The organism is Weizmannia sp. FSL W8-0401 (genome assembly GCF_038009125.1).
GTDB lineage: Bacteria > Bacillota > Bacilli > Bacillales > Bacillaceae_C > Weizmannia > Weizmannia coagulans.
Window position 1 is genome coordinate 503,999 of sequence record NZ_JBBPAG010000001.1, and the last position, 17,084, is coordinate 521,082.

Below are 17,084 nucleotides of genomic sequence, written 5' to 3' on the forward strand. Positions count from 1 at the left end.
TTTTACGATCTGCAAAAAAGGAGGATTGGTAAAGTGCTGGAATGTGAAAAAAAAATAAGAGCATGCCCCGGCCGAGTGACCGGCTTTTAGGCACGCCCTTATTCCTATCATGATTATTTTGCTTTCACCGCTTTTGCGTTGATGTAACCAACCCATTTCCCTTTGCCATCGTACAGGGAAAGATAGGTGAGGCCATTGCTGTGATAATAGGCATACTTGGCAAGGTAGGTTTTATTGGCAGCTTTGACATTTTTCTTTTTCCAGTTAAAGTTCTGGTATACAGCATATTTGCCGTTTGTCACTGTGACATACTTGCTGTAAGGAATTCCGGCACCTTGCTTACCTTGTCCGGTTTTTACAGCATGCGCGTTGATATATCCGGCCCACTTTCCTTTGGCATCATAAAGTGAAAGATAAGTTGAGCCATTTGTATGATGATAGGCATATTTGGCAAGGTAGGTTTTATTGGCAACTTTGACATTTTTCTTTTTCCAGTTAAAGTTCTGGTATACAGCATACTTGCTGTTTGTCACTGTGACATACTTGCTGTAAGGAATTCCGGCACCTTGCTTGCCTTGACCGGTTTTTACAGCATGCGCGTTGATATATCCGGCCCACTTTCCTTTGGCATCATAAAGTGAAAGATAAGTTGAGCCATTTGTATGATGATAGGCATATTTGGCAAGGTAGGTTTTATTGGCAGCTTTGACATTTTTCTTTTTCCAGTTAAAGTTCTGGTATACAGCATACTTGCTGTTTGTTACTGTCACGTACTTGCCATAATTTATGGCATTCCCTTGTTTGCTGGTCAGGTCATATTTTACAGTCACCATTTTCACGCCGGCAGTATTAGCCTTCAAGCTGTAGCTGTACGATTTTGAAGACGGGGTATAGTGATTTACTTTTGGTAAAGACACTTTTGCGGTGTTGCCGACAGTTGTTCTAACAATTGTATTTGGTGTAATCGGTTCACCCGTTTTCGCATCTACATACTTGATTACTGTGGTTTGTCTGGATACATCGTTGACAGCATCCCTATAAAACTTCAGTGACTGCAAAGCATAGCCGCGGTCATCAAATAGCCCCTGGTTATCCCAAGTTGTACCGCCCCAGGCAGGCTTGCCGTTGTAATACATTTTGCTGTCTGGGAAATAACCGACAGCACCTGAGCTGGCCCAGCCTGTCCCGTATTTTTCAGCAGCATCTTTATTCGCCTTCCAATTATCCCAGCCAGCGTAAACCGGAATCCAGGCCGGCTCCCAGTAGAATGCCCCGAGGCCGTTTTGCTGGCTCATCACTGTACTGTATAAACTTGTCAGTGCGTCTACCTGGCCTTGTGGGCCTACCGGGAAAGCATTTGTGTTTTGCCAATTGCTTTGCTCTTCGCCGATTGAATTTGGTGTCCCGTCAGCATCTTTCAAGCTGTTTACCCAAGCTGTTTCCATCACGGCAAACAGTTTGCCGTAGCTGGCGGCCAGTTTTTCCACCTTCGTTAAGGTTTCTGGTGTGTTGGCTTTTGCCGCTACAGACCAGTATGGATAGTATGACGATCCAAGCACATCATAGTCGACACCATCACGTTTCCATGCATTCATAATGTCTGTATACTTTTTCACATCCGGTGTTTCAATGTGTAAAGTGACTAAAGCGTTCGGTGCAGTATCGCGAACAGCTTTGATGCCGGATTTGATATAACTGTCAACCCGGGCTGATTTTGTTTTATTATTCCAAATGCCGGTGTATGATTCTCCTGCGTCACGGTTCGTCGTTACGCCCATCATGCCGTTGGTGATCTCATTGCCAACCTGCACCATCCCAACATCCGCGCCTGCGTTCTGGAATTTTTTAATGGTGCCGCTTGTAAAACTGTAAACATCTTTCTGTAACTGGGCGTCACTGTGCCCCCGCCATGCTTTCGGCAAAATTTGCTGCGCCGGGTCTGCCCAGAAATCCGAGTAGTGAAAGTCCAGCAAGATTTTCATCCCGTATTGGGCAGCTTCCTTGGCAATCGCCAGTTCGTGTTCAACGTCACACTGCCCGCCGCCGTAAATTGCGCCAGTTGAACTTTTTGGATCGTTCCAAATCCGTAATCTGATATAGTTCACGCCGTTATCATGGAGAATTTTTAAGAGGCTTTCCCGATTGCCGCTAAAGTCGTAATATTTTACGCCGGCTTCTTTCAGCGCTTCATAAGATGAGATATCCACGCCGCGAATCGAGTCGGAGGTCATATTTGTTAACTTGTTAATTGTAACAGTCTGTGCTTTTAAGCCGGTGTCCGCCCCGGTTTCAAACGGGTCTGCTTGTGGAGCAGGGGCCGTTGTTCCTGTATTGCCACTCGTGTTATCACTGCTGCCATCATCTGTACCGGTTAATAACTGCTTAAAAGCTGTGAGCGATTGGAGCGGATTGCCCAAGTCATCAAATAATGCCTGGTTATCCACTGAACTCGCGCCTGCCCATTGATCGGCGCCATCAACATATCCGGCTGCCGCCGTTGTTGCCCAGCCTGTCCCGTATTTTTCAGCTGCGTCTTTATTGTGCTGCCAGTGGGTGCCACTATTGCCGGCTTCCACTGCAATCCACACAGCATTGTCGTAAAATGCACCGCAGCCAGCAGTGTTATTTCCATCTGCCGTGATTGCGCTGTAAAGATTGTGCAGATAAGTTGCCTGGCCTTGGGGGCTGACTTCGCCAATTCCATTTTTCAGAATGTCGGAAGCTGTTGACCCGTTGCTTTCCCCGTCTGAATCCTGGTCTGTAAAGGGATAGCTGACACTTAATACTGCGAATTTTTTGCCGGCTTGTTTTGCCGCTTCCATGGCCCCTTTGATATCAGAAATTGCATCCCATGCCGCATATACATTGGCACCCAAAATATCATAATCCACATTTGCACTTTTTAGGTTGTTCGCAATGGTTGTAAACCAGTTTGAACCAGGATCGGCATAGGCCAATGCAATTTGGATGCTACTGTCAAATGACCGGATTTCTTTCGTTACAGCCGCCAAAATATCGTTGCCAGTTGCCATGTCCTGGCTCAAAAAATTTTGGGCTAAGTTGCTTCCCACTGTAACCATATCAGGTGTTACATTGTTGCTTTTTAATTTGTTCAAGGATTCGCTTATATAGCGAACAGCCGTATCTTTTAAGTTATCCGTTGCCCATCCTTTGGGAAGCTTCTGGTTATTTTTGCTTGTGTAAAAATCTGAGAATAAGAAATTAATATTGACTTTCAATCCTGCTGACTTGGCTGCCTGTGCAGTTTTAACGGCGTTTTCGAGCGTCGGGTTCCCGCCGTCGTATGATTTGCCTTCATCATTTGCAGGATTCACGGCAACTTTAAGATTGACATAATTGACGCCGGAATCTTTTAATAGATTCATAAAGCCTTCTTCATCGAGCGAACGGCCATTAAAGTCTTTGTATTTTACCCCGGCGGCCAGTTCTGCTTGATAGGGTGTTAAATCAATACCGCGGATGGTATCATCTGTTACAGTGGATACTTTACTGATTAAGGCAGGCAATTTAGAAGCGCCCGTATCTGTCCCGTTGCTGTAGGCCGCCGCAGTGTCTGAAGGTGTATCAGCAAGTGCGAATGGCACAGCTAAAGATGGGGCAAAAGAACCAGCCAGCAAAGCGAGCGTAGAACCAGCCACCAGTAAAGACCTTGTTACTTTCTTCATCAAACTTCCCCCTCATTTTTTTCACATACTATTAGATTATACTATAGTTTGGTTTGCGAAAAGAATGGTTAATCATTTTTTCTGCCTGCATTTATTGAGCTGAACAAGGGATGCAGGGAAGGCGTGCGGAAAACAAACGAAGATAGAAGGTGAATACAGATGCTTTGAAATTTTTAATCATCTTTGATAAACTACCGATGTATTCGCATTTATGGGGAGTACGATAAGGTATAAACGCTAACGCGAAATGGATGCGTTGTTTATATTTTGCTGTACTCAGTAAGTGCGTGGATTGAAATTGTGATTTGGAAATTTACGTTATTCTTGATTTTTTTACGTGTGTAGGCCAAACTGCCAGGGTATTGCTCCGATAGTTTGGCCTTTTTTTGTTCGGCAGCGGAATTTCAATATTAACAAACATTTATATGACCATGAGTCCAATGAAAAGTTCTAAACAGATATAAAAAACATCTCTTTTTATGAACTCGTCACTTTTGATGCGGGGTTTAAAAAATATTAAATGTTCAAATTTTTGTGTTGCAGAGCAAGAAAATTTTTACTATAATTAATGTATAGTTAAATTTCCAATTCACAGAAGGTGGTAAAAATCAGATACATTGCCCATTTTGCTGAAAATAAAGAGCCTCATTATTTGGATGAGCATATTAAGGGGACGTATTTTCAAACAAGACGTTTTAGCCATACGTTTGATCGTTACGGGATCACGGCCATTGCTGCGATTGCACATGACTTGGGGAAAAAGTCTGGTGCGTTTGTACAATACTTAAAAGCAGACAAAAAAATTCGCGGGTCAGTCCAACATGCTATTGGCGGTGCGATTGCACTTCATGACATCATGCAACGGGGGGTGCAGGATGAACGGATGATCATGGCGGCAGCAATCGTAGCGGGGCATCATACAGGAATGCCGGATCTGAATACAGTGTTTGATGAAAAGATCCCTGACGCTCCGCAATATTTGAAAACGATTCCGGATTTGTCGCAAACGGAAATGCAAATCATTAAAGACATATTGAAGCGATTTCCGGGATTGCCGCTCGGAGGGAAATCTGATAGCAAATCTCCATTTGCATACAAAGAAATGCTGATGAGAATGTGTTTTTCTGCACTGGTAGATGCTGATTTCCTGGATACTGAACGATACTTTGATTATGGGAAGAGTATAAAACGGCAGGGAAAAGCATTCAGTATACATCAACTGGATGAACAATTACAGAACTACATGCTTGAGTTGCGGATGAAAGGCAAGGATAAAGAGATAAATAGATACAGAAATGAAGTATATACGGCTTGCAGAGAAGCGGCAAAACAGCCTTTGTTTTTCCGGGCGCTGGTGGTGCCGACCGGGCTGGGGAAAACGCTGGCTTCAATAGCTTTTGCACTTGAGCAGGCAAAACGGTTTAACAAAAAACGGGTGATTGTGGCATTGCCGTTTGTGAACATCATTGACCAGACAGCCCAAAAGTATCAAGAGGTGTTCGGAAAAGCATCTGTTTTGGAACAGCATTCCCAGCTAAGTTATACGGATGATAAAGATGAGGCAATGGAGCGGGCAAGGCTGGCAGCCGAAAACTGGGACTCGTTTCCGATTATCGTGACAACGACAGTGGAACTGTTCGAGAGTTTATTTTCAAACCGGACAAGCAAAGTGAGAAAGCTTCACCGTTTAGCAAACAGCGTCATCATTTTGGATGAGTTTCAAAAACTGCCCATCCATGTTCTTGCGCCAATTTTTCAAGCTCTGCACCTATTGATGGAACATTTTAATGTCACTGTCGTTCTGTGCAGTGCGACACCATTGTCTTTTGAAAATGCAAAATTGATAGGAAATATGGGTACTCCAATTGAAATCTGTAAAAATCGCAATCAACTGTTTGCAAGCATGAAACGGGTTGAATATATCCGGGTTGAAAAGCCGCTTACTGTTTCAGAGCTTGTCGCCAGAATGAAGGAATACCCTGCAGCACTTTGTATCCTAAATACAAGGGAAGATGCTTTCCGTGTATACCGTGAAGCAATCCATCAAAAGCTGAACGGACAGCACATATACCATTTATCGAATCGCATGTGTCCTCACCATCGAAAAAAGGTGATCGAACAAATCAAAGAGGATTTAAAAAATGAAAAGTCCATCCTTGTAATCGCGACGTCATTGGTAGAAGCGGGAGTAGATTTTGATTTTCCGGCAGTGTTTCGCGCAATGGCCCCTTTGGACTCGATTGTCCAGGCTGCTGGAAGGAGCAATAGAGAAGGTAAACTGGAAAAGGGGGCAGTGTTTATTTTCGAATTGATTGGAGGGGGGATGCCTGGCGGAATGTACCGCAAAGGAACGGAGCAAACGAGGATTTTATTGGATCACTACAGCACCGCTGCATTGCATGATCCTTGGATTTTCGAAAAATATTTTCGGAGCTTGTACTCCTTCGGTGCAGACGATTTGCTGGATTCATATGGGATAACAAACCTTAAACCTTTTTCGTTTGAGACAGCGGACCGCTTGTTTCAAATGATTGATCAGAATACGGTGTCCATCCTTTGCAAAAATTACCAGGGTGAAGACGGACAGATTGAAAGATTAATCCGGATGTATAAAGAAGCGCCGTATTTAACAAAGGAATGGTATCGTGAAGCACAGTTATTTGCTGTAAATGAATATGTGGACAGCCGTTTTTTAAAAGAGAATCAAAATCAGCTAGAGAAGGTTTCGGAAGGTTGGTATATTTGGCACGGGGGTTATGACATGAAAACCGGGATTATGGATATGGACGAGAAAGGAGATTGACTGATGGGGAAAATTTTCCGGCTGAAAGTCTGGGGCGAGTATGCGCTGTTTACCAGGGTGGAAGCAAAAGTGGAACGGGTATCTTATCCCGTAATGACTCCGTCTGCGGCAAGGGGTATTTTAACAGGGATTTTTTGGAAGCCGGAATTCAAATGGCGAATAAAAAGCATCCACGTCTTGAAGCCCATTCAGTATTATTCCATTTTGCGGAATGAAGTTGCTTCAATTGTACCCAGTAATATTGTCACAAGCAAGCGGGACTATTTCACAGATGATGACCGGCAGTTACGCCATTCAATCATGCTGCGTGATGTTGCCTATATTATAACGGCAGAAATGCATCTAATGAACCCGACGATGGAAAATAAGAGGAAGTATGCATCCATGTTTTTGCGGAGAGTGGCCAAAGGGCAGTGCTTTTATCGCCCTTATCTCGGGACAAGGGAATGTTCACTTCACTTTTCCCTGCCTGAAGACGATGATCAGGCAATACCCGATACAATGGATATTGGCCCAATGTTATTCGACTTAAAATATCCCGCAGATCCCGGACAAAAAAATGCGCGTGCGATCCCCTATTTCTTTAATGCCAAATTGGACCGGGGTATATTGCATGTGCCCGAGTATTTATATAAGGAGGTGGATGGCTGAATGTATATGCGCAGACTGGTGGAGTTTGCCGAACAGCATGCCAATGATTTGCCGCCGGTCGGATATGCCCGGAAAAGTTATCAATGGTTTGTTGTAATTACACATGATGACCGTTTTGAGTTTATTCAGGCTGAGCGGGGTGAACAGCGTGTTATTCCGAATCGCAGTCGTCAATCGGGTGTATCGCCTATTTTGCTTACTGACAAGGCGGAGTATGTATTCAAGCTGCCTAAAAATCCCGCCAATGCAAAAAGAGCAGCGGAATGCCACCTTGCATATATGAAGTTATTGAAAGAATGCTGTGAGGCCACACGCAATGAACTTGTTCAAAAGATCGTGCAGATATTGGAAAGGCAAGACTGGCAGATTCCAGACGGTATGAAATCTACTGATGTGATCTTGTTTCGGACGGAAGCGGGCGATTTTCCCCATGAAGACAATAAAGTAAAAAAGTTTTGGGAGGATTTTCTAATAAAGAATAGCTCAAAGGAAGAGAACGATAGTGTTTGCTTCATTTGCGGACGTTCTGCACCGGCAGTAAAACGCCATACCATTGAATTTTCTGTGGGAAAAGAAAGGACAAAGCTTATTTCTGCCAATGAAAGTGCCTATCTTTCATACGGATTGGAAAACTCGGAGATTGCACCTACTTGTTTTGAATGTGAACAAAAATACGGGCAAGCGCTCTCGTACTTATTGAGAAAATATGCAAACAAAAAGCAGCACGGCGGCCCGCATATGATGGAAATCGGCAATGTAACATACGTTTATTGGGCAAGGCAAAACGATCCGGAAACGACCAGCATGTTTACGTTTCTATCCGACCCGGATCCTGTTGCAGTCCGGAGAATTCTATCATCGCCGTTCAAACGGGCCGAAAATCACGGTTCTTTAGATCGTATATGTATTTTAGCACTTTCAGCAAACAAGGCCAGAATGGTTGTCCGCGACTATGCAGAGCCGCCTGTATGGAAGGTGAAAAACCAAATCCGGCAATTTTTTGATGCACAACAAATTGTGGGAGCGCCAAAACCGGCCAGCATTTATTTATTGGCGGCGTGCATGTACCGTGACGGCAGAAAGGAAATGCAGAAGGAAGATGTTCAGGACTGGATGAACTGGGCCATTTACGGGAAAAGGCTCTCCGGGCGGATTATAGCAAAAATGGTAAAAAGAATTCAGGCAAGAGGCGGTATGGCATGGATACATGCAGCAGCAATAAAAAGCTGGTTGATTAGTCAAAAAAAGGAGGAATGGACAGTGGATTTGGATCAAGCCAGAGTCACGCCGGCTTACTTGTGCGGCAGGTTGTTTGCGGTATTGGAAGCGGTACAATACGAAGCAGTAAAGGGAAACGAAACGATTGCTTCAAGGTTCTATGCGGCAGCTTCATCTACTCCAAGGACAATTTTCGGGCTTTTAATGAGAAATAGCAAATGGCATTTAAGTAAAATTAGTAAAGAAAACAAAGGATATGAAGTTCGTTATCAGCAAAGGATTCAATTAATAACCGGCCAATTGAAAGAATTCCCAGCTGTCCTTGATTTGCAAGGACAGGCTGAGTTTGCGCTAGGCTACTATCATGAAAGACAAGATATATACAAGAAAAAAGAAAATATGCCTGCTGATGCTGCCAATGTAAGTGATTTAAATAAAACCGTTGTTGAGGGGGAGTAATACATGAACATAAATTCAATTATTGATCCAAACAAACGCTATGATTTTGTGCTCGTTTTTGATGTGACGGATGGAAATCCGAACGGTGATCCGGATGCAGGCAATCTGCCGAGAATTGATCCGGAAACAATGCAGGGTATCGTAACGGACGTTGCAATAAAAAGAAAAATAAGGGATTACATTTATTTGACCAGAGGGCATTTGGAAGGTTTTGATATTTATGTCAAGCATCGCGGGATTCTCACAAAGGAGCAGAAGAAGGCTTATGAACAATTAGAAAAACAGGAAAACGACGACAGCCCGAAAACAGTAAAAGATGCGCGGCAGTGGATGTGCGAACATTATTTTGATACACGTATGTTTGGCGCTGTAATGTCCACAAAAAAATTTAATGCAGGTCAAGTGCGGGGAGCTGTCCAACTGACATTCGCACGCTCGGTTGATCCTATTTTTCCTGCTGAATCGAGTATTACTCGTGTTGCACTAACGAATGCTGATGATATTAAAAGCGGGAAAGCTACTGATGAAGAGGCACGTACTGGCCAAATGGGGAGAAAAGCCTATGTGCCATACGGTTTATATATCGCCTATGGTTTTTATACACCATCATTTGCAGTTCAGACAGGAGTAAGAGAAGAGGATTTAAAAGGACTGTGGGAGTCGCTTATTAACATGTGGGATCTGGATCATTCAGCCTCCCGCGGCCGGATGGCATGCCGGGGATTATATGTATTTTCACATGAAAGTTACTTAGGCAATGCGCCATCTAACCAATTGTTTGAAAAAATTGAAATCCATCGCATTGATCAACATAAGGTTGCAAGATCATATAAAGATTATGCCGTCGTTTTTGATGAAAAGATGCCAGAGGGAGTAACACTGCACAAAATTGCAAATTCCTTTAAAGATGCTAAAGTTGTCAACTGAGTTGCTGTTTTTGGATACGGATCCTTTCTTCAGTGCCGTTCTTTATTGAAGGAGAAGCTTAACAGAGGCTTATAACCTGTAAAACATAAAAACCATTAGAAATAGTTTAATGTTAATTGCGTTACGACCGTGGACTATGATGTTGCTGCGTTTTAACACTCTGTTTTATGCAAAATAGCAGCCTTGTAATGAGAATTGCTTTTTGGCGCAACTGTGCGAATGGAGAGTATACATGAATTTCCCGTGGGATTCGCACCAGGAATCCCCTTGCTTTTTTCCAAATTACGGAATTTTTGCATGGATAAATTTAGAATAATATGGAAAAAACACAGTTATTCGTCAAAAAACATCAAATTTCTACAAGGTTATAGCTGTCACACTCCTCGTGAGTGTGTGAATTGAAATCAGGGCGAGCATAACAAGCGTACTCTTAGGCACTGTCACACTCCTCGTGAGTGTGTGAATTGAAATATAATCTCTATAAGTTGCAAGGTTCCAAGCACTGGTCACACTCCTCGTGAGTGTGTGAATTGAAATTCCAAGTTTTAAAAAACTTTTTTATAAACCTACCGTCACACTCCTCGTGAGTGTGTGAATTGAAATAGTAACAACGTTTTCAAGCTGTTTTTTTGTGTCGTCACACTCCTCGTGAGTGTGTGAATTGAAATTGCTCTGTTAATCCCAGAAGAATTTCAAACAGTCGTCACACTCCTCGTGAGTGTGTGAATTGAAATCCACGCTTTCATTTTTTTCATTTTGTCTCTTCCTCGTCACACTCCTCGTGAGTGTGTGAATTGAAATACTCCGAAAGACCTTTAAACGCTTGAAAGACCTGGTCACACTCCTCGTGAGTGTGTGAATTGAAATATGAAATGGAAATGGGATAATAAGGGAGCATATAGTCACACTCCTCGTGAGTGTGTGAATTGAAATTCCGCGCTCTACGGCCTCCAGCTTGCTGCATAAAGTCACACTCCTCGTGAGTGTGTGAATTGAAATAATCCGCATGGCAATAGCGAATTTATAGAACATGTCACACTCCTCGTGAGTGTGTGAATTGAAATATATTCGATTATGGACAGTTACGCGATCGATGATGTCACACTCCTCGTGAGTGTGTGAATTGAAATGCCTGGCTTGATAGTGACATCTTTCACAGCGACAGTCACACTCCTCGTGAGTGTGTGAATTGAAATAATAATAACCGCGTCTTGTTCCGTAAGATTCCGCGTCACACTCCTCGTGAGTGTGGGGATTGAAATAATAAACATTACGAGAAAGGGCTGGGGAGTGGAATGTCACACTCCTCGTGAGTGTGTGAATTGAAATCAGCAGAAAAAACGCCGGCAACCGTATTGACTATGTCACACTCCTCGTGAGTGTGTGAATTGAAATAAAAAGAAATGGAGACATATTATACAAAGTAATAGTCACACTCCTCGTGAGTGTGTGAATTGAAATAAATGCTCACCCATACCCAAACCACTAAAAAACTGTCACACTCCTCGTGAGTGTGTGAATTGAAATATCGCATTTTTTTCATTATTTATCGGCATTTTAGTCACACTCCTCGTGAGTGTGTGAATTGAAATCAATCGCGACTGTTAAACATTATACCCGCCTCGTGTCACACTCCTCGTGAGTGTGTGAATTGAAATCGGCGGAATGATGGCAGAAAACTTTTCATCAGCGTCACACTCCTCGTGAGTGTGTGAATTGAAATTCGGCGTAGTCACGGTCGATAACAAATCCGGTAGAGTCACACTCCTCGTGAGTGTGTGAATTGAAATAGCGCGATTAGCAGGGTATCTAATACATTTGCGTCACACTCCTCGTGAGTGTGTGAATTGAAATGCCAGATGATGAAAAAATACGTAGAAGAAAAAGAGTCACACTCCTCGTGAGTGTGTGAATTGAAATCTTTGGCATTTAAAAATGAGTCACAAGCGATACGGTCACACTCCTCGTGAGTGTGTGAATTGAAATTATCTTAATAAGTCCTTTTGGTATAAAATCGCTTGTCACACTCCTCGTGAGTGTGTGAATTGAAATATACCAGCGTCTAATATGCCAAGCATTTGGTTTGGTCACACTCCTCGTGAGTGTGTGAATTGAAATCCCCCTGGAACCCCTACGGGCGAGGCGGTCGGGAGGTCACACTCCTCGTGAGTGTGTGAATTGAAATCCGGACCGAAAGCCGGTTGTGTTTATCGACTATTGTCACACTCCTCGTGAGTGTGTGAATTGAAATTCTCACACAAACCTTTAAAAAACTTCGGTATCTGGTCACACTCCTCGTGAGTGTGTGAATTGAAATAATGAAAGGGTTATGAAGGAAATACAGAAAAAACTTTGCACTCGAAAGCATTTTAACGGTTAGAAGAGGACAAAATCACCCCCTTTTTGAGATATTTCTTCTATTGGTGGTAAACATTCAAGCCGGCTTGCTGGGTAAATCGGTTAAAATGCCAAAATCCGATTCGTTCAGCAATTTCTATTATGGATCGATTTTTTTGTGCCAACTGTTGAATCCGAATGAAAAGGAGAGCCGGCCCGTCCATTTACAGTCTGAAATCTGGCCGGGAATCCACTTGCTTCAAGATGGAAAAGATATTGTATAGATTCTATTCAAATTATTGGGCATTCGTATTTTTTAAAGATAAAATGGAATTATGTATTTATAAATTTTGTCATTATTAGAGGAGGCGGATGAGTTTCTCTCGCTTGTGCCGGGGTAAAATAAAATTTTCATCAAATTTTTCATATCATGCTTTTTGAAATTTTCAACTTGGCCAACACAGAAAAAAGAAAGAAGGATCCTGTATGAACAAGATGCATCGTAAGTTGGGAACTTTTGCGCTTACCATGACCGGCCTTGGGTCCATCATCGGATCCGGCTGGTTGTTTGGTGCCTGGAAAGCAGCAACGATTGCCGGCCCTGCAGCCATTTTTGCCTGGGTGATCGGGATGGTTGTTATTTTGTTTATTGCCCTTTCTTACAGTGAACTGGGGGCCATGTTTCCGGTAGCGGGGGGAATGGTAAAATACACCCAGTATTCCCATGGCTCTTTTGTCGGTTTTCTTGCTGCATGGGCGAACTGGATTGCCATTGTTTCCGTTATTCCGAGTGAGGCGATGGCTTCTGTTCAGTATATGAGCTCATGGCATTGGAGCTGGGCGCACAATTTGGCCCATAACGGAATGCTGACGCCAAAAGGGCTCGGCCTTGCTTCTTTGCTGTTGTTAATCTATTTTTTTCTGAATTACTGGGCAGTCAGTTTATTTGCTAGGGTAAACTCACTTATCACAATATTCAAAATTATTATTCCGGGGTTGGCGATTTTTGCACTTCTGATTGTCGGGTTCCATGGCAGCAATTTTACATACGGCCAAGCTTTTGCCCCGTATGGATGGTCAAGTGTGCTTACGGCGGTGGCGACATCCGGGATTGTGTTCGCATTTAACGGCTTTCAAAGCCCGATCAATATGGCGGGCGAAGCGAGAAAGCCGGGCCGGTCGATCCCGATTGCAGTCGTGGGATCTGTTTTAATTGCAACGGTGATTTACGTTCTGTTGCAGATTGCGTTTATCGGGGGTGTCAGCCCTTCTGTCCTGGCACATGGCTGGAATCATTTGAATTTTAACTCCCCGTTTGCAGATCTTGCCATTGCGTTAAATATTAACTGGCTCGTAATTGTCTTGTATTTGGATGCCTTTGTTTCTCCATCCGGCACCGGGATAACCTATACTGCAACAACGGCACGCATGCTGTATGGCATGGAGAAAAATGGATATTTGCCGCGGTTTATCGGCAAACTGCATCCGGTTTATGGCATTCCGCGCCCGGCGATGTTTGTCAATTTAGCCATCTGTTTTATTTTCCTGTTTGTGTTTAAAGGCTGGGGTTCACTGGCAGAGGTCATTTCTGTTGCAACGTTGATTTCTTATATCACCGGGCCTGTGACTGTCATGGCTTTGCGAAAAACTGCGGGGTACTTGTACCGTCCGCTCCGGGTGAAAGGCATGCAGATCATTGCGCCATGCGGCTTTATTTTTGCTTCGTTGACGCTGTACTGGGCACGGTGGCCGCTTACCGGGGAAGTTTTCCTCATCATCATGATCGGGCTTCCAATTTATTTTTACTATCAGGCGAAAAGGAAATGGAAGTCTTTTTCAAAAAATTTCAAGTCCGGCATTTGGATGGTCGCCTATCTGATTGTGATGATGTGCATTTCTTATCTTGGGAGTGAGAAATTTGGCGGCCTCAACATGATTCCGTACGGCTGGGACATGGTCCTCATTGCTTCCGTTTCGCTTGGTTTTTACATCTGGGCAGTGAAAAGCGGATACGAAACATCTGACCTGCGTGAAGCTGCAAAATTAAACAAAGCTTTGAAAGAGCACGACATGGGTGTGGATGATGATGAAAATGGAAACGGGAAACGAAACCCGGCTTATTCAACGGATTGGCCACACTGATTATCGTAGAATTTGTCTAACAGGGGAATCCCTTAAAACACGTACAAAAAGCAGCAACCCATTTATTATTGAAAAACTGAATACCAAAAAAGCGCAGCTGAACCACTGCGCTTTTTATGCCTTTTTATTTCACTTTCACCGTCCGGTATCCACTGCTGTTGCCGGATTTATCTGTAGCTTTTACTTTGACCACAGTCCCTTTTTTCTTCGGGTTGATTTTTATTTTGTAACTACCATGTTTATCAGCTTTGGCAGAGCCGATTTTTTTACTGCCGGTATAAGCGGTGACCGTTGCATATGCTTCCGTTTTTCCGGTGATATAACGGGAAGTATGGCTGACAGTGTTAACAGACGGTGTACTTGGTGCAATTCTGTCAACCACCGTCACGCTTTTTGTTCCACTTTTGCCATAGGTGTTTGTAGCATACACATAAATTTTTGTTCCGGCTTTTTGTTTAGGAATAGAAACTTTATAGTCGCCTTTGCTGTTGCTTTTGCCTTTATAGGTTTTGGAACCGATTTTAACATGAACGGTGCTTGATTTGCTCGTCTTCCCGCTAACGAATGTGCTTTTATTGCTGACTGTGTTCACGGACGGCGTTGCAGCCGGTGATCCGACGGTCGTTACTTTTGTTCCACTTTTCCCATAAGTGTTTGTAGCATACACATAAATTTTTGTTCCGGCTTTTTGTTTAGGAATAGAAACTTTATAGTCGCCTTTGTTGTTGCTTTTGCCTTTATAGGTTTTGGAACCGGCTTTAACATAAACCGTGCAGTTTGCGTCTGTCTTGCCAGATACACTTGTACTATTGGTACTTACCGTATTAATAGATGGTGCAGAAGGGTACAAAGGTGCATTGACGGATAAAACGTACTTGCCGGTATTATAATCACTGCTAATTTTTAAATAGTATGTTCCCGCTGGCAGGCTCTCACTTTTGTTCCATTGTTTAGGTGTTTCAATGGAGCCGTCGTAAATATAGTCGTCCCAGATGTTGTTTCCGTTCGCATCTATAAGATCCACATAGGCCCAATCTATACTGGAGTCAAGACTGATTTTAAGGTTTCCTGCTTTTGGCAGGTTTACTTTATAAACGTCCGTATCGTCACTCCAGCTCAAAAAACCGGTTACTTTTTGGCCGTTTGACAGCTCCTGTGCCTGAGATGTACTGTTATTTGGCTCCACTTCATTATTTCCTGCTGGTGTGTAATTGACATATAAATTGTATTTACCCGTATAACCGCTGGAATTAGGGCTTGCTGAACGAATCAAATTTGGTCAGATACAAGCCAAATTCCGATTATCAAAATATAAAATAGTGTTGTGTAAAAATTTCAAAAAAAGAACCCTGAGCTTGCGCTCCAGATTCAGTATGAGGAATTGAAGGGCTACTACTGTTTCGCTGGTCTCCTGAAGGCGTGCTCGAATAAGGCCCAGCCCATACTTGCGCTTGCCTTCGCCAAATTTGCCTTCAACGGCATTACGTTCAGAGGCATCCTGCCTTGCGACGCGTTCCAAGGTTTTGTCTTCCGTTCTGGATGGGCGTCCTAACCTTGGCCCACTCAGACGAATGCCAAGAGATTTGCAGTATGCCAGATTATTACGGTTTCGGTAAATTTTATCTGCCAAGATCGCTTCCGGATAAAATCCGAACCGGTTGTAGTAGTTTTCAACAGATTCCTTGAGAGTGGTCCCTTCATTGTAATTTTCCCAGTCGAGGTGCTCAATCAAGGCATAACCATCTACGACACTGATGGCGACTTTTGAACCGAACTCCACGTTCGCTTTTGCCTTGCCGCGCACAATTGGACGGACATGTGGCTGGGAAATGCTTACAATCCGGTGGTCAACCCGGTGTGTTTTCTTTTTGTACATTTCTGCCTGTTGGCGGTAAAGTTCATGAATCACGAGAAGTTGCCTGTATTCATCTTTGCTTAAAAGAGACAGAGAGCTTTGGGAAACAAGATTTTTAATGATCTCCAGATCTCGTTTCACATATCCGAGCTGTTTGCCTACAGCTTTCCGGATTTTCCGGGCGCCAGCTTTACGTTGCTTAGCGACAGAAAGATAGTCCTTGCGGGCTCTTTTTCTGTAGGTCCGTGGCTTACGTAATTTCCCTTTGTGTGGTTCATGCAGGACATCAATGATATGTTCCAATTTCTCACGGGCTTCGTTCAACAACCCGAGGTCTGTAGGGTAAGCAATATCAGCCGGTGCACAGGTTGCGTCCAAAATGAGCTTTCCTCTGTTCTTCGTTTTGGGAGAAGCCGATTCAGTTGAATGCTTTTCTGAATCGGAACCGGGAGGCTGAAGATCGCCACGATCATGATCATTACGATCTTCATCATCATGATCTTCATCGTCGTGATCCTGATCATCATTGTTGTCGTTTTCCTTAGATGCTTCTTCCAATTGGCGTTTTTGTTCTTCCAGAACGATCCATTCATTCAGTTCGTTGATGATATTTGCGCCCAAACGTTTTCTAAAACGAGTCATCAGAGAATGGTCGAATGGGGCTTTTTCCTGGAATTCAGGCAAGCCGATAAAATACTGAAGATACGGGTTTTCTGTGATCTGTTCGACTGTTTCCCGGTCAGACAGCCCAAGCCGTTCTTTGATATAAAGAGCCCCAAGAGCGATTCTGACAGAATAAGCCTTTTCGCCTTTGAATTTCTTCTTGAAGGACTTGGCATACTTTTCTTCGGCCATCCACCAAGGAATCATTTCAGCAAGACGGACCCAGCGATTTTCTTTATTTAATTTCCCACCGAATGGTAGAAAAAAATCATCTACAAAAGTTAATTGATGTTCGGTCTTTTTGTACATCGTAACAGCCTCCAAGTGCAAGGTTTTTTACGTG

The 17,084-nt window shown here is 43.4% G+C and carries 8 protein-coding genes and 1 CRISPR repeat array; of the genes, 5 read left to right on the plus strand and 3 right to left on the minus strand.

Going from position 1 to position 17,084, the window contains the following annotated elements; genetic code table 11:
* Positions 1-113 precede the first annotated feature (113 nt).
* Positions 114-3,686, minus strand: a complete 3,573-nt coding sequence (locus NSU00_RS02380) for a glycosyl hydrolase 53 family protein (RefSeq protein WP_340703349.1) — start codon at positions 3,684-3,686, stop codon at positions 114-116.
* A 652-nt stretch (positions 3,687-4,338) separates the two neighbouring features.
* Between NSU00_RS02380 and cas3 the strand changes: the two genes are divergently transcribed.
* The 5 genes from cas3 to NSU00_RS02405 all read left to right on the plus strand — a co-directional run bounded on the left by cas3 (position 4,339) and on the right by NSU00_RS02405 (position 14,223).
* Positions 4,339-6,489, plus strand: coding sequence for a CRISPR-associated helicase Cas3' (cas3, locus tag NSU00_RS02385; RefSeq protein WP_340703350.1), 2,151 nt, complete (start codon positions 4,339-4,341; stop codon positions 6,487-6,489).
* A gap of 3 nt (positions 6,490-6,492) precedes the next feature.
* On the plus strand, positions 6,493-7,140 hold the full coding sequence (gene cas5c / locus NSU00_RS02390) for a type I-C CRISPR-associated protein Cas5c (protein ID WP_104851188.1): 648 nt from the start codon (positions 6,493-6,495) through the stop codon (positions 7,138-7,140).
* Positions 7,141-7,158: 18 nt separating this feature from the next.
* A complete protein-coding gene (gene cas8c, locus NSU00_RS02395; RefSeq protein ID WP_340703351.1) occupies positions 7,159-8,817 on the plus strand; it encodes a type I-C CRISPR-associated protein Cas8c/Csd1 in 1,659 nt (552 codons plus the stop codon).
* 3 nt (positions 8,818-8,820) lie between these two features.
* Positions 8,821-9,744 carry a type I-C CRISPR-associated protein Cas7/Csd2 gene (cas7c, locus tag NSU00_RS02400; RefSeq protein ID WP_017552738.1) on the plus strand — a complete coding sequence of 308 codons (924 nt, stop codon included), beginning with the start codon at positions 8,821-8,823 and terminating at the stop codon, positions 9,742-9,744.
* 373 nt (positions 9,745-10,117) lie between these two features.
* A CRISPR array of direct repeats spans positions 10,118-12,061; the repeat unit is 32 nt; unit sequence GTCACACTCCTCGTGAGTGTGTGAATTGAAAT.
* Between the two features lie 506 nt (positions 12,062-12,567).
* Positions 12,568-14,223 carry an APC family permease gene (locus NSU00_RS02405; RefSeq protein WP_340703352.1) on the plus strand — a complete coding sequence of 552 codons (1,656 nt, stop codon included), beginning with the start codon at positions 12,568-12,570 and terminating at the stop codon, positions 14,221-14,223.
* A 124-nt stretch (positions 14,224-14,347) separates the two neighbouring features.
* Here the strand turns inward: NSU00_RS02405 and NSU00_RS02410 are convergent, their stop codons facing one another.
* Both NSU00_RS02410 and NSU00_RS02415 read right to left on the minus strand, forming a co-directional pair.
* Positions 14,348-15,409: an Ig-like domain-containing protein gene (locus tag NSU00_RS02410; RefSeq protein WP_340703353.1), complete on the minus strand. Its 1,062-nt coding sequence runs from the start codon at positions 15,407-15,409 to the stop codon at positions 14,348-14,350.
* Positions 15,410-15,502: 93 nt separating this feature from the next.
* The gene (locus NSU00_RS02415; RefSeq protein ID WP_340703354.1) at positions 15,503-17,050 is read right to left on the minus strand and encodes an IS5 family transposase; all 1,548 of its coding nucleotides are present in this window, start codon (positions 17,048-17,050) and stop codon (positions 15,503-15,505) included.
* Positions 17,051-17,084: the final 34 nt, after the last annotated feature.